Raw genomic sequence first — 24609 nt, forward strand, 5'->3', positions numbered from 1 at the left:
GCGTGTCCTGAAGCCATCCGATGGGCGACCGCGTGCGGGAGGGCGGTTACCGCTCGCCGCCGCCCTCCTCCTGCCAGCCCAGGCTCCGCTCCACCGCCTTGCGCCAGTTGTGGTACTCGCGTTCACGGATCTCCGGCTCCATGCGCGGCTGCCATTCCACATCGCGCTGCCAATGCGTCTTGAGCTCGTCGAGCCCCGACCAGACGCCGGTCGCCAGCCCCGCCGCGTACGCCGCGCCCAGACACGTCGTCTCGGAGATCTTCGGCCGGATCACCGGCACGCCCAGCACATCCGCCTGGTGCTGCATGAGCAGCCGGTTGGCCGTCATGCCGCCGTCCACCTTCAGCGTCGTGATGGGCACTCCCGAGTCCTGGTACATCGCGTCGACGACCTCACGCGTCTGCCAGCTGGTCGCCTCCAGAACGGCGCGTGCCAGATGCGCCTTGGTGACATAGCCGGTGAGTCCGGTGATGACGCCCCGGGCGTCCGAGCGCCAGTACGGGGCGAAGAGCCCGGAGAAGGCGGGCACGATGTACGCCCCGCCGTTGTCGTCGACGCTCGCCGCCAGTGTTTCGATCTCCTCGGCGCTCCGGATGATCCCCAGCTGGTCGCGGAACCACTGGACCAGCGCCCCGGTGATGGCGATCGACCCCTCCAAGCAGTACACGGGTGCCTGGTCACCGATCTTGTAGCCGAGAGTGGTGATCAGCCCGCTCTTCGACGGCACGGGCCTGTTGCCGGTGTTGAGCAGCAGGAAACTCCCGGTGCCGTATGTGTTCTTGGCGGTACCCGGGTCGTAGCAGGCCTGCCCGAAGACCGCGGCCTGCTGATCGCCGAGCGCGGAGGCCACCGGCACCCCGGCGAGCGCGCCGACCGCGGTCCCGTACACCTCGGACGACGACCGGATCTCCGGAAGCACCGCCTCCGGGACATTCATCGCGGCCAGGATCGACGGATCCCACTCCAGGGTCTCCAGATTCATCAGCATGGTGCGCGAAGCGTTGGTCACATCGGTGACATGGACGCCGCCGTCCGTACCGCCGGTGAGATTCCAGATGAGCCAGGAGTCGATGGTGCCGAAGGCGATCTCACCCCGCTCGGCCCGGCTGCGCAGCCCCGGTACGTTGTCCAGCAGCCAGGCGGCCTTGGGACCGGAGAAGTAACTGGCCAGCGGAAGCCCGGTGATGTCCCGGAAGCGGTCCTGCCCGTCCGCGCCGCCGAGCTCGTGGCAGAGCGTGGACGTACGGGTGTCCTGCCAGACGATGGCGTTGTGCACGGGTTGCCCGGTCGCCCGGTCCCAGAGCACGGTCGTCTCACGCTGGTTGGTGATGCCGAGTGCGCTGAGCTGTTCCGCCCGCAGTCCGGCTTTGGCGAGCGCGCCCTCCACCACGGCCCGCACCTTGGACCAGATCTCGGTGGCGTCGTGTTCCACCCAGCCGGGTTTCGGGAAGATCTGGCGGTGCTCACGCTGGTCGACGGCGACGATCGCACCGTCCTGATCGAAGATGATGCAGCGACTGGATGTGGTGCCCTGGTCGATGGCGGCGACATACCTGTCCGTCATGACGTCCCCTTGTCACGAGGTCGAGAACTCGAATTGCCGGAGCTTGAATGAGTCGCGCCTGGATAGCCGGAGCCCGAATGGCTAGAAGGCGGCGTTGAAGACGACCCCCGCCAGCAGCCCGCCCACGAGCGGTCCTACCACCGGGATCCAGGAGTAACCCCAGTCGGAAGTACCCTTGTTCGGTATCGGCAGCAGTGCGTGCACCAGCCGCGGACCGAGGTCGCGGGCCGGATTGATGGCATATCCGGTGGGTCCGCCGAGCGAGAGTCCGATACCGACCACCAGCAGGGACACCACCAGTACGGAGATCCCGGAGCCGTAGACGCCGGCGCCCGCGCCGGCCACCGGGCCGATCCCGATCCCGGCGTTCTTCCCGAAGGCCAGGATCGGCAGCACCAGGCCGGCCGTCGCGATGATCTCGGTGACCAGGTTGGCCACCGGACTGCGGATCTCCGGTGCGGTCGAGAAGATCCCCAGCGTCGGCACGGCGGTCTCCTTGTCCGCGTTGGCGCGGAACTGCGCGTAGTACGTGAGCCAGGCCAGCAGGGCGCCGATGACCGCGCCGACCAGCTGTCCCAGGATGTAGAGGGGGACCTTGTCCCACTTCCCGGTGTCGACGGCGATGCCCACCGTGACCGCCGGGTTGAGTTGGCCACCGGAGAGGGGAGCCGCGGTGTACGCGCCGGCCAGGACACCGAAGCCCCATCCGAAGGCGATCACCACCCATCCCGCGGCTCTGGCCTTCGAATGATGGAGGGTGACGGCGGCGCACACACCCGCGCCGAACAGGATGAGGATCGCCGTTCCGATGACTTCCCCGACGAATATGTCTCCATTGCTCATGGCGCTCCTAGGGGTTGTCCGGCGGATTGCGCCGGGCGCTTCCATGGCTTCCGTGACGAGCGTGGTGACCAAGTCGCTCTGCCGCAGAGCGGGAGTGGCGGCAGTGACTGAGCAAGGAGTTTTCACGGGAGCTGATCAGCCGTCAAGAATGCTGACAACAACCCCAGTTCACAGCACACCCGGCGGACACTTCGGTACGTGTCCAAGCAGCCTGGCTGGTCTCAGCGGATCGCGACGACTGCCGAACCGTGCCCGAACAGCCCCTGATTCACGGTGATCCCGGCGCGCGCCCCCGGAATCTGCCGCTCCGCCGCGGTGCCTCGCAGCTGCCAGGTCAGCTCGCAGACCTGCGCAATGGCCTGGGCCGGCACGGCCTCCCCGAAGGAGGCGAGTCCTCCGCTCGGGTTGACCGGGATGCGTCCGCCGAGCGCCGTGGCCCCTTCGCGCACGAGCTTGGCGCCCTCGCCCGCCGCGCACAGCCCGATGTCCTCGTACCACTCCAGTTCCAGGGCGGTGGAGAGGTCGTAGACCTCGGCCAGCGACAGCTCATCGGGCCCGATGCCGGCCTCCTCGTACGCCGCCCGGGCGATCGACGCGCGAAAGGTCTCCGGTGCGGGTTCCGCCGCGATCGCCGAATCGGTTGCGATGTCCGGAAGATCGAGGACGGCCTTGGGGTAGGTGGGTGTCACGGTGGAGACGGCGCGGATGCGGACCGGATCCGCTGCCCCGTGGCGGCGCGCGAACCCCATGCTGGACAGGACGACCGCCGCCGCCCCGTCGGACGTCGCGCAGATGTCGAGCAGCCTCAGCGGATCGGCGACCACGGCGGACGCGGCGACCTGCTCGGCGGTCACCGGAGCGCGGTAGCGGGCATTGGCGTTCAGTGCGCCGGCCGCCGCGTTCTTCACCTTGACCAGTGCGAAGTCTTCCGGAGTGTCCCCGTACAGAGCCATCCGGCGGCGGGCGTACAGCGCGAAGTAGGCGGGGTTGGTCGCCCCGAGCACCCGGAAGCGCAGCCAGTCGGGATCGTCGGGCCGGTCGCCGCCCGCCGGGGCGAAGAACCCCTTGGGTGCCGCATCCGCACCCACCACGAGCACCACGTCGGCCATGCCCGCCAGGATCTGTGCCCTGGCCGTATTGATGGCCTGGGCGCCCGACGCGCAGGCGGCGTACACACTGGTGACCCGTGCGCCCTGCCAGCCCAGCGCCTGGGCGAATGTCGCACCGGACACGTAGCCCGGATAGCCGCCGCGTACGGTGTCCGCGCCGACCACCGACTGCACGTCCTGCCAGCCGATCCCGGCATCGCCGAGCGCGGCCCGCGCCGCGACCGTGCCGTACTCGACGAAGCTGCGCCCCCACTTGCCCCATGGATGCATCCCGGCTCCGAGGACGGCCACATCCCCGGTCACGCAGCACCGCCCTGGGCCGCACCCGTGGCAGTGGTCACGGGCCGCCAGTGCCAGGTGGTCCATACGGTTCCCCCGCCCTGGTGCGCACCCTCGTTCAGGACCCCCGGAACCACCTCGACGGTCATCCCGACCGCCAGATCCCCGATGCCCACCCCCGGCGCCGCCTGTCCGAGCACCACCATGCGCTCTGCCGCGAGTTCGACCGCGATCAGGACGTACGGCTCCCAGGGTGCGTCCGGGTCGGATACGTACGGGGCGGGGGGGCGGTAGCGGCCGTCCGTGTACGACCAGACGGTGCCGCGCCGGGAGAGGGGCACCTCGACCAGCTCGCCGCCCGTGCAGCCGGGATTGCGGCAGAACGTGTCCTGACGCGGGAAGAAGACCGACGAGCAGGCGCAGCAGCGTGTGCCCAGCAGCCGGAAGTCCTTCTCGACGGTCCCCTCGGTGAACCAACCGGCCACCACGGGTGTGCGCGTGCGCGACAAAGCCCCTCCCCGGCACAGGATCTGACGGAACGTCAGAAGTGTGCCACGGTCAGCCGTTCTCGGCGAGCCACTTGGCGGCGGTCTCCGCCAGCTCCCGGTCGCGGCCGGCCAGCATCATCCGGATCATCTGCACGTCTCCGCGCAGTGACCACGCGGGATGCCCGAAGGTGGCCGGGTTGTTCTTCTCGATCAGGAAGTGTGCGGGCCAGGCCGTGCCGTAGCCGATCAGGGGGAGCGCCGCCGCGTACCGCTTGCGGCCCCGGGCCAGACCGTAGGCGGTGACCGCGAGACCGGTCAGGGTCCCCGTCAGATGGACCCAGCGGGTGGCGGCCCTGGAGTGCATCGCCACGTAGTAGGGCCAGAACTCTTCGTACGAATCGAACGTCTGCTGTGACATATGGGCACCGTAACCGTTGGGAGGGCAACCGGATACGGCCGATCCGCGTCCGAGAGGAAGTACGGGCGGCCGGAGCCCACGGGGGTGGTCCCGGCCGCCGTCCGCCCCGCCTCACCGGCCGGGTGCGGACCTCAGTGCCCGGCGACGGACCTCCTGGCCACCGGGAAATCGAAGTAGGTGTCCGGGAACAGCTCGGGCTTGAAGGTGTAGTGCCACCACTCCTCGGCCAGATTCACGAAGCCGGCGTCGGTGAGGGTCGTCTTCAGGAACTGCCGGTTGGCCCGCTGTACGCCCTGGATCCGCGGGTCGTCCGTGTGCGACAGCGTGTCGAAGCAGTCGAACCCGGTGCCCATGTCCACCGAGTTGTCGGGGAAGCGCTCGCCCTGCGGCGCGTAGCAGGGCACCAGCCTCTCGCCCGGCCGGTACGGCCTGGTCGGCAGGGCGGGCAGCTTCACCAGCGTCAGGTCCACCGTGCTGCCCCGGCTGTGCCCGGACTTTTCCGCGATGTAACCGTCCGCGAACAGCCTCGTCTTGTCGACCTGGGGGTAGAACTCGCCCTTCATGGCCTCGTCGTCGAGGTCCTTCGCCCACCGTACGAAATGATCGACGGCCCGCTGCGGCCGGTAACAGTCGTACACCTTCAACGAGTACCCCTGGCGCAGCAGCCGCGTCTGCGCCGCGTGGAGCGCCTGGGCCGCGGGCCGGGTCAGGATGCAGACAGGCCGGCGGTACCCGTCGACCGGTTCACCCATGAAGTTGTGCCCGGTGGGGTAGCGCATTTCCTGGATGATCGTGGGGTCCACCGAACGAAGTGCGACGAACTCGGCAGGGGCTTTCGGCTCGGCCTGGGCCCGTGCCGGCGGGGAGGCTACGGTGGCGGCGAGCAGGACGGCGGCAGTGGCTGCCAGGGCGCGGAATGCGGAAGCGATACCTGTCATGAGCGCATCATCCATCAGTCGGGGAGGTCCTGGCAGGAAGATCGGATACAGTCCGCGCGTGCCCGCGCCCGGAGAGAGAACCGAGCGAAGGAACGAGTGCAGCAGAACGTGGAGGAAAAGGTGCGGGAACCGATGAAGGACTCCCACTGCGGCAGTTGCGGCACGCCGTACCCCCAGCCCGCGCCGGGAACCACCGGCACCTGGCCCCGCACCTGTACCGCCTGCGGTGCCACCGCCTACCGCAATCCGCTGCCGGTCGCCGTCGCCCTGGTCCCCGTCACCGACCGGGACGGCACCTCCCTCGTCGTCATCACCCGCGCCATCGAGCCCCGACGCGGCGGCCTCGCCCTGCCCGGCGGCTTCATCGACCACGCCGAGGACTGGCGGCACGCGGTCGTGCGGGAACTGCGCGAGGAGACCGGCATCGAAGCCGACCAGCAGGACGTACGTCTTGCCGACGCCCTCAGCTCGCCGGACGGCCACCTTCTCCTCTTCGGCCTGCTCCCGCCACGCCCGGCCGCCGACCTTCCTCCGTCCGTGCCCACCGAGGAGACCGCGGGCCACAGCCTGCTCCGCGCCCCCGCCGAACTGGCCTTTCCGCTGCACACCCGGGCTGCCCGCGCCTGGTTCGAAGGCCGCTACCACCACTGCTGACGGGCATCACACCCCACGCACCCGCACCGGGCACGTCACCTCACCACCCTCCAGCTCCACCACGACCTGCCCGCCCACCAGCCGCGCGGTATACCGCTCGACCTCCGGCTGCTCCCAGCCGTCGCCCGCGTCACGGACGACCAGGCCACCCCCGGTACGCCCAGCAGCCGGAGCCCACACCTCCAGTTCCAGCCCCCCGTCCGCGCCCCGCACCGGAATCACCGACCCCGCCCGCACCAGCACCGGCACCCGCGACAGCGGCGCATCGACCAATATCTGCCCCGGCCCCTCGTACGCCTCGCCGGTCGCCGTGTCGTACCACCGTCCCTGCGGCAGCCGCACCGCCCGGCGGTCCGTCCCCCGCTTCAGCACAGGCGCCACCAGCAACGCATCCCCCAGCAGGAACGCGTCCTCGCAATCCCGCAGCCCCCGGTCCCCGGGCGCCCCCCACCACAGCGGCCGCACATACGGTGCACCCGTCAGCCGGGCCAGCTGGGCCAGCGTCACAAAGTACGGATGCAGCCGCTCCCGCTCCATCAGCGCAGCCCTCGCGTGCTCCAGCACCTCGGGCCCGAACTCCCACGGCTCCCGCCGCCCCGCGTCCATCGCCGCGTGCGTGCGGAACAACGGAAGCCAGGCACCCAGCTGGAACCACCGCAGATACAGCTCGGGGGACGGCGACCCGTCGAACCCGCCCACGTCGGGACCCGAATACGGCACCCCGCACAGGCCGAGCCCCAGCACCAGCGACAGCGAGGCGCGCAACCCGGGCCAGCCCGTCGCCACATCGCCGGACCACGTGCCCCCGTACCGCTGCATCCCCGCCCAGCCGGCGCGTGAGAACAGGAAGGGCCGCTTGTCCGGACGCAGTCGGCAGAGCCCCTCGTACCCGGCCTCCGCCATCGCCAGCCCGTACACGTTGTGGGCCTCCCGGTGATCGCCCCCGCGGCCCTCCAGAGAGTGCCGGGCCGAGCGCGGCAGCGTCAGCTCGCCGAACGCCGAGAACGACACCGGTTCGTTCATGTCGTGCCACACACCGGAGAACCCCTGCGCCAGCCGTTCCTCGTACAGACCTCCCCACCATTCCCGCACTTGCGGATCGGTGAAGTCCGGATACACGCACTCACCGGGCCACACCTCCCCGCGCACCGCCCGTCCCCGCGCGTCCCGGACGAACGCCCCGGCTGCACCGACCGCCGAACCGGCGTCGAACACGGCATTCCCCGGCACCGCCTTCACCGCCGGATCGACGATCGACACAAGTCGCACCCCGTCCTCCCGCAACTCCTTCGCCAGCCGCGGCAGGTCCGGGAACCGGCCCCGGTCGACGGTGAACACCTGATGCCCGTCGTAGTGATCGATGTCCAGATGCAGGACGGACAGCGGCAGACCCCGCTCCCGGTACCCGGCGACGACCCGCCGCACCTCACGCTCACTGCCGAACCCCCACCGGGCGTGCTGCGGACCCAGCGCCCAGGACGGCGGCAGCGCCGGCGCACCCGTCAGCGCCGTCCAACCCTGCAACACCCGGGCCGGCGTACCCGCCACCACCCAGCAGCGCAGCGGCCCCCCGTCCATCCGCACCTCGCACAGCCCCGGACGGTCATGGCCGGACCCCGCGCCCTCCTCGCCCTCGCGCAGCGTCACACGCCCCGCCCAGGAGTTGTCGTGGAACGCCAGATGCGTCCCCGCGTCCGAGACCACCAGCTGCACCGGCATCGTCAGGGACAGCGGATCGTCACCGGGCACGAAGCGCCCGCCCGGATCGGTGTTCCACAGCTCGTACACGCCATCGCGCAGCCGCGGCCCCGATGCTCGCCCGCCGAGCCCGAAGAACCGCGCGTCCGCCGGTACCTCGGACCGCTGCACCCATCGCGCCGGACCACCCGCCACTGGCTCCCACCAGCGCGGCGGCAGCTCCCGCCGGAGTACAACGCCGCCCGGCGTACGCAGCTCCACCGCTCCGTGCCGCGACACCACCAGCGTCAGCCGCTCCGAGACCACCTGCCAGCCGCCGTCCTTGTCCGGCTCCAGCACAGCCCGCGGATCCGGCTCCGGCGCCGGACCCGGCAGCGCGTACGACGGCAGCGGCTCCGCCCCGTCCCACGCCCAGAACACGGCACCGCCCACCGCGACCCGGATGTACAGCTCCGAACGGGCGAATCTCACGACACCGCCACCGGGTCCGGGCTCCGCCCCCACCAGCAGACCCGGCACTCTCGCCCGCTCCGCACCACGGCGCGGCAGCGCCCGGGCATCCGCCCGCTGCCGACGCCAGGCCGAGCGCACCGTGCGCAGCCCCTGCACCGAACCCACCATCTTCACCGAACGCACCAGGTCGCGACCGTTCATGCAGCTCACCCTGCCACCTGACGGAGCGGCAGCGGGCTCCGTTCAACTTCCGTTCACCCGTGGCCGGACCACATGGCCGGACGAGCAACCATGGGCGGGGAACCCTGGTGCGGAAGACGATCACATGGCATCGTCCGTGAAAGCCGCCTCACGCGCACACCCCAGCACGTGTGCGCGCGAACCACGCCCACCCCGCGTACCCGTACAGCCAGGGAGCCGCCCCATGACCTCAGCAGCGAACGAAGCCCCCCTCTGGCAGCCCGACGCCGAGCGCATCGCCGCCGCGGCGGTCACCCGCTTCCAGAGCTGGGCGGCCGAGCGGTACGGAGCACCGGCCGACGGTGGCTACCCGGCGCTGCACCGCTGGTCCGTCGACGAACTGGACACCTTCTGGCGGGCCGTCGCCGACTGGTTCGACGTACGGTTCTCCACCCCGTACGAGGCGGTCATCGGCGACCGCACCATGCCCGGCGCCCAATGGTTCCCCGGTGCCACCCTCAACTACGCGGAACACGCCCTGCGTGCCGCCGAGGACCCGCTGCGCGCCGGTGCCCCGGCCCTCGTCCACGTCGACGAGACCCACACCCAGGCCCTGGTCAGCTGGTCCGAACTCCGCCGCCAGGTCGGCTCCCTCGCCGCCGAACTCCGCGCACTCGGGGTCCGCCCCGGCGACCGCGTCAGCGGTTACCTCCCCAACATCCCGCAGTCGGTCGTGGCGCTCCTCGCCACCGCGGCCGTCGGCGGCGTCTGGACCTCCTGCGCCCCGGACTTCGGCGCCCGCAGCGTCCTCGACCGCTTCCAGCAGGTCGAACCCGTCGTCCTCTTCACCGTCGACGGCTACCGCTACGGCGGCAAGGAACACGACCGCACCGACACGGTCGCCGAACTGCGCCGCGAACTGCCTACCCTGCGGGCCGTCGTCCACATCCCGCTGCTGGGCACCCCCGCACCCGAAGGCGCCCTCGAATGGTCCGCCCTCACCTCCGCCGACACCGAACCCGTCTTCGAACAAGTCCCCTTCGACCACCCGCTGTGGGTGCTGTACTCCTCGGGCACCACCGGACTCCCCAAGGCGATCGTCCAGTCCCAGGGCGGCATCCTCCTCGAACACTTCAAACAGCTCGGACTGCACTGCGACCTCGGACCCGACGACCGCTTCTTCTGGTACACCTCCACCGGCTGGATGATGTGGAACTTCCTCGTCTCCGGCCTGCTCACCGGCACCACGGTCGTGCTGTACGACGGAAGCCCCGGCTACCCCGACGTCAGCGCGCAGTGGCGCGTCGCCGAACAGACCGGCGCCACCCTCTTCGGTACCTCAGCCGCCTACGTCATGGCGTGCCGCAAGGCCGGCATCCACCCGGGCCGCGACTTCGACCTCTCGCGCATCCAGTGCGTGGCCACCACCGGCTCCCCGCTCCCGCCCGACGGATTCCGCTGGCTCCACGACGAAGTCGCCGACAATCTGTGGATCGCCTCCGTCAGCGGCGGCACGGACGTCTGCAGCTGCTTCGCCGGCGCGGTGCCCACCCTCCCCGTCCACATCGGCGAACTCCAGGCCCCCTGCCTCGGTACGGACCTCCAGTCCTGGGATCCGGCAGGTAAGCCGCTCATCGGCGAGGTCGGCGAACTCGTCGTCACCAACCCGCTGCCCTCCATGCCGATCCACTTCTGGAACGACCCCGACGGCAGCCGCTACCGCGACAGCTACTTCGAGATGTACCCCGGCGTCTGGCGCCACGGCGACTGGATCACCCTCACCGACCGCGGATCCGTCATCATCCACGGCCGCTCCGACTCCACCCTCAACCGCCAGGGGGTACGGATGGGCTCCGCCGACATCTACGAGGCCGTCGAACGGCTCCCCGAGATCCGCGAATCCCTGGTCATCGGCCTCGAAGAGCCCGACGGCGGCTACTGGATGCCACTCTTCGTCCACCTCGCCGACGGTGCCGCTCTCGACGACGGCCTGCGCGACCGCATCAAAGCGACCATCCGCGAGAACCTCTCGCCGCGGCACGTCCCGGACGAGATCATCGAGGTTCCCGGCATCCCGCACACCCTCACCGGCAAGCGCATCGAGGTTCCGGTCAAGCGTCTCCTCCAGGGAACAGCCCTGGCCAAGGCGGTCAATCCCGGCTCGATCGACAACCTCGAACTGCTCCACTTCTACGAGGACCTGGCCCGCACGCGCCGCTGAAAGCGGGCACTGTCAGTGCCCGTGATTACTCTGAGTGAGCAATGTTCGACAGCGCACTGGGGGAATCGTGGCGCACACCAGGAACACCGCCCATCGGCGGACCGGCACATCTATGCGACGCACGCTGCGCCGCGAAGCACCGAGCACCATCGGCCTCCTGACCGACGAGCAGGACTTCGCGGCCATGCGGCGCTACCGCACTTTCACCTTCGACGACCACACCGTCTATCTGCAGCAGGTCGAAGGCCTGCTCAAAACGCTCGCGGCCCAGGGCATGCACACCACGGTTGCCCTCTTCGACCCGGAGGAGTACGCGGAGTTCTGTGCCGAATCCGGCCTCGCCGCCGACGCCCCGGCCAGCCGCAGCCGATTCACCGCCGAAATCGCCGCGACCGGAGCCACGGTCGCGTACACCGGACAACCCATCGACACCCTGATCCCACTCCTCGTCAGCCGAGCGGTCCGGCAGGCCACGTGGGAGTACGCCACGATGCTCCTGGCCGACCTCGGCGAATGCGCCGACTGCGGGCAGGACATCGGCCGAGCCGCCTTCGACCGGGCGTCCCACCTCCTGATGCGCACGTTGGAGACGGCGGGCCCGGGCACGCACCACCTGGTCTGCAGCACCCCCACGGAGAACGAACAGCTTCTCGCCGTCCTGCACACCGAGCGCGGCACGACGGGCCCGGCCCTCCTCGATTCGGGCGAAGGAGCAGAGTTCGTCACCGTCCTGGCCGTCGGTATCGCCCTGGAAAGTCACGGCGGACTCGTGCTCCGTACCAGCAGCCCCGGGACCCCCGACCGGGTCCACGGCTGGCGGCTGACCCGCGGCAGCCTCGTACCGCTCACCGCCGGTGAGGTCTTCAGCGCCTACTGCACCGACGCGGACACCGGTGATCCCGTCTCCCCGGAGTCCGGCGTGGAGTACTGCGCGGGCTTCGACATCGGCGCGGACGAACCGGAGGAACACCGCTGACACACCGAAGGGGCTTCCCGCCATGTCCGGCGGGAAGCCCCTTCACAACCAGCTGCGCGAACTACTCGCCCGACAGCACCGCCTGAGCCGCGAGCCGCGCCTCGTCGGCGGAGTCCGCCGCACGCGCGGCGGCAGCGGCACGCTCGCACTGCGCGAGCGTGTACTTCGCCAGCGTGGCGCGGACATAAGGAAGGGACGCGGCACCCATCGACAGGGAGGTGACACCCAGACCGGTCAGCACACAGGCGAGCAGCGGATCGGCGGCAGCCTCACCACAGACACCGCAGCTCTTGCCTTCGGCCTTGGCGGCGTCAGCCGACAGCGCCACCAGATCGAGCAGCGCGGGCTGCCACGGATCCTGCAGTCGGGACACCGCACCCACCTGTCGGTCGGCGGCGAAGGTGTACTGCGCCAGGTCATTGGTGCCCAGCGACAGGAACTCCACCTCCTGCAGGATCGAGCGGGCCCGAAGAGCAGCAGACGGAATCTCCACCATCGCGCCGAACTTCGCCTGCAGCCCGGCCGCCCGGCACGCGTCGGCGAACGCCTTCGCATCCGTACGGTCCGCCACCATCGGCGCCATGACCTCGAGATAGACCGGCAGCCCCTCGGCAGCCTTCGCCAGCGCGGTCAGCTGGGTCCGCAGCACCTCGGGGTGGTCCAGCAGGGTACGAAGCCCACGCACACCCAGAGCCGGGTTCGGCTCGTCCGCGGGTGTCAGGAAGTCGAGCGGCTTGTCCGCACCGGCGTCCAGCACGCGCACCACGACGCGTCCCTCGGGGAACGCCTCCAGCACCGCCCGGTACGCCGCGACCTGCTTCTCCTCGGACGGCGCCTGCTTGCTGTCGTCCAGGAACAGGAACTCGGTGCGGAAAAGACCCACACCCTCGGCACCGGCCTCGACCGCCGCCGGCACATCGCCGGGGCCGCCCACATTGGCCAGGAGCGGCACCTTGTGACCGTCGGACGTCGCACCCGGACCGGTCGAGGCGGACAGCGCGGCCTTGCGGGCCGCGGCGGCGCTCTCCATCTCCGCGCGCTTCGCCTCGCTCGGCTCGACGAAGATCTCACCGGTGCTGCCGTCCACCGCGATGACCGTGCCCTCGGCCAGCTCGCCGGCACCGGGGAGAGCCACCACGGCCGGTACACCGAGCGCCCGCGCCAGAATCGCGCTGTGACTGGTCGGTCCGCCCTCCTCGGTGACAAATCCGAGCACCAGAGCGGGGTCGAGCAGCGCTGTGTCGGCAGGCGCCAGGTCGCGCGCGATCAGCACATACGGCTCATCGCTGTCCGGCACACCCGGCATCGGCACACCGAGCAGTCGCGCGACGATCCGGTTGCGCACATCGTCGAGGTCCGCGACCCGTCCCGCCAGATACTCCCCGGCTCCGGCCAGCAGAGCCCGGTACGCGGCAAACGCGTCGTACACCGCACGCTCGGCGCTGCTCCCGACGGCGATGCGCCGATCCACGTCGGCCATGAGCTCGGGGTCCTGGGCCATCATGGCCTGTGCCTCGAGCACCGCCTGCGCCTCGCCACCCGCCAGATGGCCTCGGGCATTGAGGTCGGCCGCAACAGCGTCCACGGCCTGGCGAGCACGCCCCTGCTCGCGCTCGGCCTCCTCCGCGGGAATCCGTTTGGCCGGCGGCTCGAGCACAGCCGTGCCCATATGCCGAACCTCGCCGATCGCCACACCGTGGCTCACGCCGACGCCTCGCAGCGTTGTCTCCATTTCACCCGTCTCAGATTGTGCGGCGATCCGTGCCACCGCGGTGGATGTCCAGTCGGCTGCTACTGCGCCGAACGTGTCACTGCCAGTCGAACAGTGTGTCGCCAACCTTGACATCGCCGTCCTCGCGGACGTCGGAGAGGGAGTCGGCCGTGGCCTCCAGCGCGACGATCGGGCAGATCGGTGACTTGCCGGCCTCCTCCACGGCGGCCGGGTTCCACCGCACGATGTTCTGGCCCCGCGTGACCGTGTCACCCTTGTTGACGAGGAGTTCGAAGCCCTCGCCATTGAGCTGAACGGTGTCGATGCCCAGGTGCACCAGCACCCCGTGTCCCTGCCCGTCCACAACGACGAAGGCGTGCGGGTGAAGGGAGACGACGACCCCGTCCACCGGCGAAACGGCCTCCGACGGCTCACGCACGGGGTCGATGGCCGTTCCGGGACCGACCATCGCACCGGAGAAGACCGGGTCGGGTACCGCAGCGAGTCCGATGGCACGTCCTTCAAGAGGGGACGTCACAGTGGTCATAGGGAGCCTCCCAGGGTGGAGCTTCAATGGGGCCGCCGCGGCTTGCAGGGGACGGCGTACTGTTCAGCAGCGTAAGTCATAAGAAGTCCCGGTTCCGCACGAGTCCAACGGGTACGCGGACCTAGGGGGGCACCGGAAACGATTTGCCTCGACTCCCAGCGGCCTGTACTGTCGTACTCCTGCCTGGCCCCAGTGCGACATTGCGTCGGGGGTCGGCGGCGACTATTAAGCCCCAACCCTAACTCGGATTGAGCTTCTGCATGCCTGCAGGGCTGGTCAAGGGAAACGGAAAAGGCCTGATAGAGTCGGACTCGCCGGAAAGGGAAACGCGAAAGCGAAAACCTGGAAAGCACAGCCCGCTTCGACCGGGAATCGGACACGAAAGAGTCTGATAGAGTCGGAAACGCAAGACCGAAGGGAAAAGCCCGGAGGAAAGCCCGAGAGGGTGAGTACGAAGGAAGCGTCCGTTCCTTGAGAACTCAACAGCGTGCCAAAAGTCAACGCCAGATATGTTGATACCCCGGCCTGTTTCGGCAGGTTGGTGGTTCCTTTGAAAGTCCTGCTGGGCCTTTGTGGTTCCGGTAGGCAATTACACAGCGAGGACGCTGTGGACGGTCGGTCTTATTCCGGCTGATCGTCCCGCTCTCGTGATGTGTCTCCCGATTACGGGAAAACATTCACGGAGAGTTTGATCCTGGCTCAGGACGAACGCTGGCGGCGTGCTTAACACATGCAAGTCGAACGATGAAGCCCTTCGGGGTGGATTAGTGGCGAACGGGTGAGTAACACGTGGGCAATCTGCCCTTCACTCTGGGACAAGCCCTGGAAACGGGGTCTAATACCGGATAACACTCTGTCCCGCATGGGACGGGGTTAAAAGCTCCGGCGGTGAAGGATGAGCCCGCGGCCTATCAGCTTGTTGGTGGGGTGATGGCCTACCAAGGCGACGACGGGTAGCCGGCCTGAGAGGGCGACCGGCCACACTGGGACTGAGACACGGCCCAGACTCCTACGGGAGGCAGCAGTGGGGAATATTGCACAATGGGCGAAAGCCTGATGCAGCGACGCCGCGTGAGGGATGACGGCCTTCGGGTTGTAAACCTCTTTCAGCAGGGAAGAAGCGAGAGTGACGGTACCTGCAGAAGAAGCGCCGGCTAACTACGTGCCAGCAGCCGCGGTAATACGTAGGGCGCAAGCGTTGTCCGGAATTATTGGGCGTAAAGAGCTCGTAGGCGGCTTGTTGCGTCGGTTGTGAAAGCCCGGGGCTTAACCCCGGGTCTGCAGTCGATACGGGCAGGCTAGAGTGTGGTAGGGGAGATCGGAATTCCTGGTGTAGCGGTGAAATGCGCAGATATCAGGAGGAACACCGGTGGCGAAGGCGGATCTCTGGGCCATTACTGACGCTGAGGAGCGAAAGCGTGGGGAGCGAACAGGATTAGATACCCTGGTAGTCCACGCCGTAAACGTTGGGAACTAGGTGTTGGCGACATTCCACGTCGTCGGTGCCGCAGCTAACGCATTAAGTTCCCCGCCTGGGGAGTACGGCCGCAAGGCTAAAACTCAAAGGAATTGACGGGGGCCCGCACAAGCAGCGGAGCATGTGGCTTAATTCGACGCAACGCGAAGAACCTTACCAAGGCTTGACATATACCGGAAAGCATCAGAGATGGTGCCCCCCTTGTGGTCGGTATACAGGTGGTGCATGGCTGTCGTCAGCTCGTGTCGTGAGATGTTGGGTTAAGTCCCGCAACGAGCGCAACCCTTGTTCTGTGTTGCCAGCATGCCCTTCGGGGTGATGGGGACTCACAGGAGACTGCCGGGGTCAACTCGGAGGAAGGTGGGGACGACGTCAAGTCATCATGCCCCTTATGTCTTGGGCTGCACACGTGCTACAATGGCCGGTACAATGAGCTGCGATGCCGCGAGGCGGAGCGAATCTCAAAAAGCCGGTCTCAGTTCGGATTGGGGTCTGCAACTCGACCCCATGAAGTCGGAGTTGCTAGTAATCGCAGATCAGCATTGCTGCGGTGAATACGTTCCCGGGCCTTGTACACACCGCCCGTCACGTCACGAAAGTCGGTAACACCCGAAGCCGGTGGCCCAACCCCTTGTGGGAGGGAGCTGTCGAAGGTGGGACTGGCGATTGGGACGAAGTCGTAACAAGGTAGCCGTACCGGAAGGTGCGGCTGGATCACCTCCTTTCTAAGGAGCACTTCTTACCAGGCTTGCTTGGTCAGAGGCCACTACGTCGGCAAATGTTCGACGGTGGTTGCTCATGGGTGGAACGTTGACTATTCGGCACGACAGGTTGTTTTTCACTAGTACTGCTTCGGCGTGGAACGTGGGGGATGGTCGGTCGTGTCGGGCACGTTGTTGGGTGTCTGAGGGTATGGCCGCAAGGTTGCCTTCAGTTGCCGGCCCCAGTGAACTCGCCTTTATGGGTGGGGTGATGGGTGGCTGGTCGTTGTTTGAGAACTGCACAGTGGACGCGAGCATCTGTGGCCAAGTTTTTAAGGGCGCACGGTGGATGCCTTGGCACCAGGAACCGATGAAGGACGTGGGAGGCCACGATAGGCCCCGGGGAGCTGTCAACCGAGCTTTGATCCGGGGGTGTCCGAATGGGGAAACCCGGCAGTCGTCATGGGCTGTCACCCGCTGCTGAACACATAGGCAGTGTGGAGGGAACGAGGGGAAGTGAAACATCTCAGTACCCTCAGGAAGAGAAAACAACCGTGATTCCGGGAGTAGTGGCGAGCGAAACTGGATGAGGCCAAACCGTATGCGTGTGATACCCGGCAGGGGTTGCGCATGCGGGGTTGTGGGATCTCTTTTTCACAGTCTGCCGGCTGTGAGGCGAGTCAGAAACCGTTGATGTAGGCGAAGGACATGCGAAAGGTCCGGCGTAGAGGGTAAGACCCCCGTAGCTGAAACATTAACGGCTCGTTTAAGAGACACCCAAGTAGCACGGGGCCCGAGAAATCCCGTGTGAATCTGGCGGGACCACCCGCTAAGCCTAAATATTCCCTGGTGACCGATAGCGGATAGTACCGTGAGGGAATGGTGAAAAGTACCGCGGGAGCGGAGTGAAATAGTACCTGAAACCGTGTGCCTACAAGCCGTGGGAGCGTCGCTGTTGTTCTTCGGAGCGACAGTCGTGACTGCGTGCCTTTTGAAGAATGAGCCTGCGAGTTTGCGGTGTGTTGCGAGGTTAACCCGTGTGGGGAAGCCGTAGCGAAAGCGAGTCCGAATAGGGCGTTTTAGTAGCACGCTCAAGACCCGAAGCGGAGTGATCTAGCCATGGGCAGGTTGAAGCGGAGGTAAGACTTCGTGGAGGACCGAACCCACCAGGGTTGAAAACCTGGGGGATGACCTGTGGTTAGGGGTGAAAGGCCAATCAAACTCCGTGATAGCTGGTTCTCCCCGAAATGCATTTAGGTGCAGCGTCGTGTGTTTCTTGCCGGAGGTAGAGCACTGGATAGGCGATGGGCCCTACCGGGTTACTGACCTTAGCCAAACTCCGAATGCCGGTAAGTGAGAGCACGGCAGTGAGACTGTGGGGGATAAGCTCCATGGTCGAGAGGGAAACAGCCCAGAGCATCGACTAAGGCCCCTAAGCGTACGCTAAGTGGGAAAGGATGTGGAGTCGCAGAGACAACCAGGAGGTTGGCTTAGAAGCAGCCACCCTTGAAAGAGTGCGTAATAGCTCACTGGTCAAGTGATTCCGCGCCGACAATGTAGCGGGGCTCAAGCGTACCGCCGAAGTCGTGTCATTCCAGCATTAAGGGCCAACGCCTGCTGGGATGGGTAGGGGAGCGTCGTGTGCCGGGTGAAGCAGCCGCGGAAGCGAGTTGTGGACGGTTCACGAGTGAGAATGCAGGCATGAGTAGCGATACACACGTGAGAAACGTGTGCGCCGATTGACTAAGGGTTCCTGGGTCAAGCTGATCTGCCCAGGGTAAGTCGGGACCTAAGGCGAGGCCGACAGGCGTAGTCGATGGACAACCGGTTGATATTCCGGTACCCGCTTTGAAACGCCCAATACTGAATCAGGCGATGCTAAGTCCGTGAAGCCGGCCCGATCTCTTCGGAGTTGAGGGTAGTGGTGGAGCCGACGAACCAGACTTGTACTAGGTAAGCGATGGGGTGACGCAGGAAGGTAGTCCAGCCCGGGCGGTGGTAGTCCCGGGGTAAGGGTGTAGGGCGTGTGGTAGGCAAATCCGTCACACATGAGCCTGAGACCTGATGCCGAGCCGATTGTGGTGAAGTGGATGATCCTATGCTGTCGAGAAAAGCCTCTAGCGAGTTTCATGGCGGCCCGTACCCTAAACCGACTCAGGTGGTCAGGTAGAGAATACCGAGGCGTTCGGGTGAACTATGGTTAAGGAACTCGGCAAAATGCCCCCGTAACTTCGGGAGAAGGGGGCCATCACTGGTGATTGGATTTACTCCATGAGCTGGGGGTGGCCGCAGAGACCAGCGAGAAGCGACTGTTTACTAAAAACACAGGTCCGTGCGAAGCCGTAAGGCGATGTATACGGACTGACGCCTGCCCGGTGCTGGAACGTTAAGGGGACCGGTTAGCTGACTTTCGGGTCGGCGAAGCTGAGAACTTAAGCGCCAGTAAACGGCGGTGGTAACTATAACCATCCTAAGGTAGCGAAATTCCTTGTCGGGTAAGTTCCGACCTGCACGAATGGCGTAACGACTTCTCGACTGTCTCAACCATAGGCCCGGTGAAATTGCACTACGAGTAAAGATGCTCGTTTCGCGCAGCAGGACGGAAAGACCCCGGGACCTTTACTACAGTTTGATATTGGTGTTCGGTTCGGCTTGTGTAGGATAGGTGGGAGACTTTGAAGCAGCCACGCCAGTGGTTGTGGAGTCGCCGTTGAAATACCACTCTGGTCGTGCTGGATGTCTAACCTGGGTCCGTGATCCGGATCAGGGACAGTGTCTGATGGGTAGTTTAACTGGGGCGGTTGCCTCCTAAAGAGTAACGGAGGCGCCCAAAGGTTCCCTCAGCCTGGTTGGCAATCAGGTGTTGAGTGTAAGTGCACAAGGGAGCTTGACTGTGAGACCGACGGGTCGAGCAGGGACGAAAGTCGGGACTAGTGATCCGGCAGTGGCTTGTGGAAGCGCTGTCGCTCAACGGATAAAAGGTACCCCGGGGATAACAGGCTGATCTTCCCCAAGAGTCCATATCGACGGGATGGTTTGGCACCTCGATGTCGGCTCGTCGCATCCTGGGGCTGGAGTCGGTCCCAAGGGTTGGGCTGTTCGCCCATTAAAGCGGTACGCGAGCTGGGTTTAGAACGTCGTGAGACAGTTCGGTCCCTATCCGCTGCGCGCGTAGGAATATTGAGAAGGGCTGTCCCTAGTACGAGAGGACCGGGACGGACGAACCTCTGGTGTGCCAGTTGTCCTGCCAAGGGCATGGCTGGTTGGCTACGTTCGGAAAGGATAACCGCTGAAAGCATCTAAGCGGGAAGCCTGCTTCGAGATGAGTGTTCCCACCCCCTTTGAGGGGTTAAGGCTCCCAGTAGACGACTGGGTTGATAGGCCAGATGTGGAAGCCCGGCAACGGGTGGAGCTGACTGGTACTAATAGGCCGAGGGCTTGTCCTCAGTTGCTCGCGTCCACTGTGTTAGTTCTGAAATAACGAACGGCCGTGTTGTTGCCCGGTGTTGGTTAATTTCATAGTGTTTCGGTGGTCATTGCGTTAGGGAAACGCCCGGTTACATTCCGAACCCGGAAGCTAAGCCTTTCAGCGCCGATGGTACTGCAGGGGGGACCCTGTGGGAGAGTAGGACGCCGCCGAACAATTATTCCGGGAAAGCCCCGCACCTCTGGTGCGGGGCTTTTCTGCGTTCACGGGCCGACCGCTACCCCCGTGCATCTGCCGGCAGCGGCTGCGGGTAAGGTCAGGGGGCAACATTGGCACGTTCTTTCACAGGAGGCCCCCGGGTGGAGGTCCAGGAGACTCGGGTTCAGACGGACCGGGTCCTCACCATCCCCAACATCCTCAGCATGGCTCGCCTTGTCGGGGTACCGCTCTTCCTGTGGCTGATTCTTCGCCCCGAGTTCGGCGGACCGAAGAGCGACGGCTGGGCGCTGCTGGTACTGATGTTGAGCGGGATCAGCGACTACCTCGACGGTAAGCTCGCCCGCCGGTGGAACCAGATCAGCAGCCTCGGGCGACTCCTGGATCCGGCTGCCGACCGGCTGTACATCCTTTCGACCCTAGTCGGACTGACGTGGCGTGAGATCCTTCCGCTCTGGCTCACCGCGGCACTCCTGGCACGTGAGCTGATGCTTCTCGTCATGGTGGGAATCCTCCGGCGCCACGGCTATCCGCCGCCCCAGGTGAACTTCCTGGGGAAGGCGGCTACCTTCAACCTGATGTACGCCTTCCCCTTGTTGCTGCTCAGTGACGCAAGTGGTTGGCTTGGATCGCTGGCCGCCATTTTCGGATGGGCGTTCGCAGGATGGGGTACAACGCTCTATTGGTGGGCAGGAATCCTCTACGTGGTTCAGGTCCGCCGGCTCGTCAAGGCGGATGTAGTAGCCGATTGAGCTCGTTTGATGCGGTGCCGCGCAGTGTGGCCGGTCCGCGGTGAAGTCTCAGGTGTTGCCCTGACGGGTGAAGTCGGCTAGACCGTCGTCTCTTCAAGGAGGACGTTTCCGACATGAAGGCCGTTGTGATGGCTGGTGGTGAAGGCACCCGCCTTCGCCCCATGACCTCGAGCATGCCCAAGCCTCTCCTGCCTGTCGCCAATCGGCCGATCATGGAGCATGTGCTGCGGCTGCTCAAGCGGCATGGGCTCAATGAGACCGTCGTGACCGTCCAGTTTCTCGCCTCTCTCGTGAAGAACTACTTCGGAGACGGCGAAGAGCTCGGGATGGAGCTCACTTATGCCAACGAGGAGAAACCTCTAGGTACCGCGGGGAGCGTGAAGAACGCCGAAGAGGCGTTGAAGGACGACACCTTCCTCGTCATTTCCGGTGATGCGCTCACCGACTTCGACCTCACCGATCTCATCGCCTTCCACAAGGAAAAGGGTGGGCTCGTCACGGTGTGCCTGACCCGGGTTCCCAATCCGCTGGAATTCGGAATCACAATTGTCGACGAGGGTGGCCAGGTCGAGCGTTTCCTGGAGAAGCCCACCTGGGGTCAGGTCTTCTCGGACACGGTCAACACCGGCATCTATGTGATGGAGCCCGAGGTCTTCGACTACGTCGAGGCCGATGTCTCGGTGGACTGGTCCGGTGATGTCTTCCCTCAGCTCATGAAGGAAGGCAAGCCGATCTACGGCTATGTCGCCGAGGGCTACTGGGAGGACGTGGGCACGCACGAGAGCTATGTGAAGGCCCAGGCCGACGTTCTTGAGCGCAAGGTCGACGTCGAGATCGACGGTTTCGAGATCTCGCCCGGTGTATGGGTCGCGGAAGGCGCCGAGGTACATCCCGACGCGGTTCTGCGGGGCCCCGTGTACATCGGGGACTACGCAAAGATCGAGGCCGGGGCCGAGCTGCGTGAGCACACGGTCGTCGGTTCGAACGTCGTCGTCAAGACGGGTGCCTTCCTGCACCGAGCAGTGATTCACGACAACGTCTACATCGGTCAGCACTGCAATCTTCGCGGATGCGTGGTCGGCAAGAACACCGACATCATGCGGGCGGCCCGCATCGAGGACGGTGCGGTCATCGGGGACGAGTGCCTGGTCGGTGAGGAATCGATCATTCAGGGCAATGTCCGGGTCTACCCCTTCAAGACCATCGAGGCCGGCGCCTTTGTCAATACGTCGGTGATCTGGGAGTCGCGCGGGCAGGCGCATCTCTTTGGCGCCCGCGGTGTCTCGGGAATTCTGAACGTGGAAATCACGCCGGAACTCGCTGTGCGGCTGGCCGGTGCGTACGCCACCACCCTCAAGAAGGGTTCGACCGTCACCACCGCCCGTGACCACTCCCGAGGCGCCCGTGCGCTGAAGCGTGCGGTCATCTCGGCGTTGCAGGCCAGCGCCATCGACGTACGGGACCTGGAGAACGTACCGCTGCCGGTCGCGCGTCAGCAGACCGCCCGGGGCAGCGCCGGTGGGATCATGATCCGTACCTCGCCCGGAGTGCCCGACTCGGTGGACATCATGTTCTTCGACGAGCGGGGAGCGGACCTGTCCCAGGCGCGCCAGCGCAAGCTGGACCGGGTCTACGCACGTCAGGAGTACCGGCGGGCCTTCCCGGGAGAGATCGGCGACCTGCACTTCCCGTCCAGCGTCTTCGACTCGTACACCGGATCGCTGCTGCGCAACGTGGACACCACCGGGATCGCCGCCGCAGGGCTCAAGGTCGTGGTGGACGCGTCCAACGGCAGTGCGGGGCTGGTACTGCCCAGTCTGCTCGGGCGGCTCGGCGTGGACGCGCTGACGATCAACCCCGGTCTGGACGAATCACGGCCCACCGAGTCCGCCGACACCCGGCGGTCCGGGCTGGTGCGGCTCGGCGAGATCGTGTCCTCGGCGCGGGCCGCGTTCGGCGTGCGTTTCGACCCGGTCGGCGAGCGGCTCTCCCTGGTCGACGAGCGCGGCCGGATCGTGGAGGACGACCGGGCACTGCTGGTGTTGCTCGACCTGGTGGCCGCCGAGCGGCGCAGCGGGCGTGTGGCGCTGCCGGTGACGACGACGCGAGTCGCCGAACAGGTGGCCGCCTACCACGGCACGCAGGTGGAGTGGACGACGACGTCGCCCGACGATCTGACGCGCGTGGGACGGCAGGAAGGCACCATCTTCGGTGGAGACGGGCGCGGCGGCTTCATCGTTCCCGAATTCAGCAGCGTCTTCGACGGCTCCGCCGCCTTCGTACGGCTCATCGGGCTCGTCGCGAGGACGCAGCTCACGCTCAGCCAGATCGACGCCCGCATCCCCCGCGCGCATGTCCTGCGCCGCGATCTGGCCACGCCGTGGGCCGTCAAGGGGCTGGTCATGCGTCGAGTGGTGGAGGCCGCCGGCGACCGGGACGTCGACACCACCGACGGTGTGCGGGTCGTCGAGGCGGACGGTCGTTGGGTGATGGTGCTTCCGGACCCGGCCGAGGCCGTCACCCATTTGTGGGCGGAGGGCCCCGACGACGCATCGGCACAGGCGCTGCTCGACGAATGGGCGACGGTCGTGGACAGCGCAGGTCACTGACGTTTTCTCGGATGCGTCGGGAGGTGCCGTGCCGCGCCTCCCGACGCATCGGTGGGGCCATTCGGCGGCAGCTGTTGCGACGTGCGACGATGTGCGGCATGTCGCAGCAGCCCCCCGATCGGAGTACGGCCCCACCCTCCGCGCGTCCTGACGCGTCCATGTCGCTGCTGACCAATGTGATGGACCACAGCCTGGACGACGGTTACGCCGAGGCCACCGCGCGCCGCAAGGCCGACGGGAGCGCGGGCATGCCCCGCACGCTGAAGGCGAAGCTGGCGCTTGCGGCGGGCCTTGTGCTCGCTGCTCTGGTGGTCACCCTCGGCGCCGCGGAGGCGCGCGTCTCGGCGCCCGTCCTCGCCAAGGAGCGCGAGGAGCTCATCGACCGTATCGATGCCGAGACATCTGCGGCCGACAGTCTCGAGTCCCAGGTGGACAAGTTGCGGGGCGACGTGAGCGAGCGTCAACGTAAAGCGTTGGAAAAGCATGGCGGGGACCAGGGCGAGCTGGTGGCGCTGCTCTCCGGGGCGACCGCGGTGCGGGGGCCCGGTGTGAAGCTCGTCGTCGACGACGCGAAGGACACCGATCAGGGTGGTGGCGGACCGCGGGAGACCAGCGGTTTCGCCGATACGGGGCGGGTGCGCGACCGGGACCTGCAGCGGGTCGTCAACGGTCTGTGGCAGTCCGGGGCGGAAGCGATCGCCATCAACGGGCAGCGGCTGACAGCCCTGTCGGCCATCCGTGCTGCGGGCGACGCCATACTGGTCGACAACAGACCGCTCGTGCCGCCGTACACGGTGCTTGCGGTGGGGGACGGGAAGCGGCTCAGTACCGCGTTCCAGGACAGTGCCGACGGTCAGTATCTGCAGGCGCTGAAGGACACGTTCTCCATCCGGACCAGCATCTCCGTCCAGGAGCAGGTGCGCCTCCCGGCCGCTCCGAGCCTGATCGTACGAACAGCAGAGCCGAAGGCCGCAGACACCGGCAGTGGTGCGGCAGACACAGGGAAGGGCACATCGTGATCGCCGTACTGGGCCTCGTCGTGGGAGTCGTGGTCGGACTGTTGGTCCGGCCCGAGGTGCCGGCGGTGGTCGAGCCCTATCTTCCGATCGCTGTCGTGGCCGCGCTGGACGCGGTCTTCGGCGGTCTGCGGGCCATGCTCGACGGCATCTTCGTCGACAAGGTCTTCGTGGTGTCGTTCCTCTCGAACGTCGTCGTGGCCGCCCTGATCGTGTTCCTGGGCGACAAGCTGGGCGTGGGGGCCCAGCTCTCCACCGGTGTGGTGGTCGTGCTCGGCATCCGGATCTTCTCCAACGCCGCGGCGATCCGTCGGCACGTCTTCCGGGCCTGA

Annotated in this window: 16 protein-coding genes and 3 rRNA genes; 10 read left to right on the plus strand and 9 right to left on the minus strand. The window is 66.5% G+C overall.

Translation table 11 applies throughout. The features are described from left to right. Positions 1-46 precede the first annotated feature (46 nt). From glpK to OHB49_RS34595, 6 genes are all read right to left on the minus strand, one after another. A complete protein-coding gene (glpK, locus tag OHB49_RS34570; RefSeq protein ID WP_030968915.1) occupies positions 47-1564 on the minus strand; it encodes a glycerol kinase GlpK in 1518 nt (505 codons plus the stop codon). Between the two features lie 81 nt (positions 1565-1645). Beyond that, on the minus strand, positions 1646-2407 hold the full coding sequence (locus tag OHB49_RS34575; RefSeq protein ID WP_030968917.1) for an MIP/aquaporin family protein: 762 nt from the start codon (positions 2405-2407) through the stop codon (positions 1646-1648). Between the two features lie 221 nt (positions 2408-2628). Further along, positions 2629-3819 (minus strand): lipid-transfer protein, encoded by a 1191-nt coding sequence (locus OHB49_RS34580; RefSeq protein WP_329164841.1) that lies wholly within the window; start codon positions 3817-3819, stop codon positions 2629-2631. Then, a complete protein-coding gene (locus tag OHB49_RS34585) occupies positions 3816-4304 on the minus strand; it encodes a Zn-ribbon domain-containing OB-fold protein (RefSeq protein ID WP_329164842.1) in 489 nt (162 codons plus the stop codon). The genes OHB49_RS34580 and OHB49_RS34585 overlap by 4 nt, the downstream gene beginning before the upstream one ends. A gap of 49 nt (positions 4305-4353) precedes the next feature. After that, on the minus strand, positions 4354-4701 hold the full coding sequence (locus tag OHB49_RS34590) for a DUF962 domain-containing protein (protein WP_030968923.1): 348 nt from the start codon (positions 4699-4701) through the stop codon (positions 4354-4356). 131 nt (positions 4702-4832) lie between these two features. Then, positions 4833-5639 carry a M15 family metallopeptidase gene (locus tag OHB49_RS34595; RefSeq protein WP_329164843.1) on the minus strand — a complete coding sequence of 269 codons (807 nt, stop codon included), beginning with the start codon at positions 5637-5639 and terminating at the stop codon, positions 4833-4835. 132 nt (positions 5640-5771) lie between these two features. Here OHB49_RS34595 and OHB49_RS34600 point away from each other — a divergent pair, with 132 nt between their 5' ends. After that, the gene (locus tag OHB49_RS34600; protein ID WP_329166722.1) at positions 5772-6293 is read left to right on the plus strand and encodes an NUDIX domain-containing protein; all 522 of its coding nucleotides are present in this window, start codon (positions 5772-5774) and stop codon (positions 6291-6293) included. 6 nt (positions 6294-6299) lie between these two features. On the opposite strand, the gene OHB49_RS34605 is transcribed toward OHB49_RS34600, so the two are convergent. Continuing rightward, positions 6300-8645 carry a glycoside hydrolase family 31 protein gene (locus OHB49_RS34605; protein WP_329164844.1) on the minus strand — a complete coding sequence of 782 codons (2346 nt, stop codon included), beginning with the start codon at positions 8643-8645 and terminating at the stop codon, positions 6300-6302. Between the two features lie 223 nt (positions 8646-8868). Here OHB49_RS34605 and OHB49_RS34610 point away from each other — a divergent pair, with 223 nt between their 5' ends. After that, entirely contained in the window at positions 8869-10845 is a 1977-nt protein-coding gene (locus OHB49_RS34610) for an acetoacetate--CoA ligase (protein ID WP_329164845.1), read from the plus strand. Between the two features lie 112 nt (positions 10846-10957). Next, complete coding sequence (locus OHB49_RS34615) at positions 10958-11821, plus strand: hypothetical protein (RefSeq protein ID WP_329166724.1); 864 nt, start codon at positions 10958-10960, stop codon at positions 11819-11821. A gap of 61 nt (positions 11822-11882) precedes the next feature. Here the strand turns inward: OHB49_RS34615 and ptsP are convergent, their stop codons facing one another. Next, entirely contained in the window at positions 11883-13553 is a 1671-nt protein-coding gene (gene ptsP, locus OHB49_RS34620; RefSeq protein WP_030919153.1) for a phosphoenolpyruvate--protein phosphotransferase, read from the minus strand. A gap of 76 nt (positions 13554-13629) precedes the next feature. Further along, entirely contained in the window at positions 13630-14079 is a 450-nt protein-coding gene (locus tag OHB49_RS34625; RefSeq protein WP_030968934.1) for a PTS sugar transporter subunit IIA, read from the minus strand. A gap of 676 nt (positions 14080-14755) precedes the next feature. Here OHB49_RS34625 and OHB49_RS34630 point away from each other — a divergent pair. The 7 genes from OHB49_RS34630 to OHB49_RS34660 all read left to right on the plus strand — a co-directional run bounded on the left by OHB49_RS34630 (position 14756) and on the right by OHB49_RS34660 (position 24609). Then, a 16S ribosomal RNA gene (locus tag OHB49_RS34630) occupies positions 14756-16281 on the plus strand. A 298-nt stretch (positions 16282-16579) separates the two neighbouring features. Then, positions 16580-19703, plus strand: a 23S ribosomal RNA gene (locus OHB49_RS34635). A 79-nt stretch (positions 19704-19782) separates the two neighbouring features. Next, a 5S ribosomal RNA gene (gene rrf, locus OHB49_RS34640) occupies positions 19783-19899 on the plus strand. The 16S, 23S and 5S rRNA genes sit together here, the layout of an rRNA operon. A gap of 144 nt (positions 19900-20043) precedes the next feature. Next, positions 20044-20652 (plus strand): CDP-alcohol phosphatidyltransferase family protein, encoded by a 609-nt coding sequence (locus tag OHB49_RS34645; protein ID WP_030979521.1) that lies wholly within the window; start codon positions 20044-20046, stop codon positions 20650-20652. 113 nt (positions 20653-20765) lie between these two features. After that, a complete protein-coding gene (locus tag OHB49_RS34650) occupies positions 20766-23261 on the plus strand; it encodes a mannose-1-phosphate guanyltransferase (protein WP_329164846.1) in 2496 nt (831 codons plus the stop codon). Between the two features lie 98 nt (positions 23262-23359). Further along, positions 23360-24280 carry a DUF881 domain-containing protein gene (locus OHB49_RS34655; RefSeq protein WP_329164847.1) on the plus strand — a complete coding sequence of 307 codons (921 nt, stop codon included), beginning with the start codon at positions 23360-23362 and terminating at the stop codon, positions 24278-24280. Further along, positions 24277-24609, plus strand: a complete 333-nt coding sequence (locus tag OHB49_RS34660) for a small basic family protein (RefSeq protein ID WP_003970459.1) — start codon at positions 24277-24279, stop codon at positions 24607-24609. Before OHB49_RS34655 ends, OHB49_RS34660 begins: the two co-directional genes overlap by 4 nt.

Source organism: Streptomyces sp. NBC_01717, from assembly GCF_036248255.1.
Lineage (GTDB): Bacteria > Actinomycetota > Actinomycetes > Streptomycetales > Streptomycetaceae > Streptomyces.

Coding starts and splice junctions, on each gene's coding strand:
- glpK (WP_030968915.1), bottom strand. CDS start 1,564: ATGACGGACAGGTATGTCGCCGCCATCGACCAGGGCACCACATCCAGT.
- OHB49_RS34575 (WP_030968917.1), bottom strand. CDS start 2,407: ATGAGCAATGGAGACATATTCGTCGGGGAAGTCATCGGAACGGCGATC.
- OHB49_RS34590 (WP_030968923.1), bottom strand. CDS start 4,701: ATGTCACAGCAGACGTTCGATTCGTACGAAGAGTTCTGGCCCTACTAC.
- OHB49_RS34595 (WP_329164843.1), bottom strand. CDS start 5,639: ATGACAGGTATCGCTTCCGCATTCCGCGCCCTGGCAGCCACTGCCGCC.
- OHB49_RS34600 (WP_329166722.1), top strand. CDS start 5,772: ATGAAGGACTCCCACTGCGGCAGTTGCGGCACGCCGTACCCCCAGCCC.
- OHB49_RS34605 (WP_329164844.1), bottom strand. CDS start 8,645: ATGAACGGTCGCGACCTGGTGCGTTCGGTGAAGATGGTGGGTTCGGTG.
- OHB49_RS34610 (WP_329164845.1), top strand. CDS start 8,869: ATGACCTCAGCAGCGAACGAAGCCCCCCTCTGGCAGCCCGACGCCGAG.
- OHB49_RS34615 (WP_329166724.1), top strand. CDS start 10,958: ATGCGACGCACGCTGCGCCGCGAAGCACCGAGCACCATCGGCCTCCTG.
- ptsP (WP_030919153.1), bottom strand. CDS start 13,553: ATGGAGACAACGCTGCGAGGCGTCGGCGTGAGCCACGGTGTGGCGATC.
- OHB49_RS34625 (WP_030968934.1), bottom strand. CDS start 14,079: ATGACCACTGTGACGTCCCCTCTTGAAGGACGTGCCATCGGACTCGCT.
- OHB49_RS34650 (WP_329164846.1), top strand. CDS start 20,766: ATGAAGGCCGTTGTGATGGCTGGTGGTGAAGGCACCCGCCTTCGCCCC.
- OHB49_RS34655 (WP_329164847.1), top strand. CDS start 23,360: ATGTCGCAGCAGCCCCCCGATCGGAGTACGGCCCCACCCTCCGCGCGT.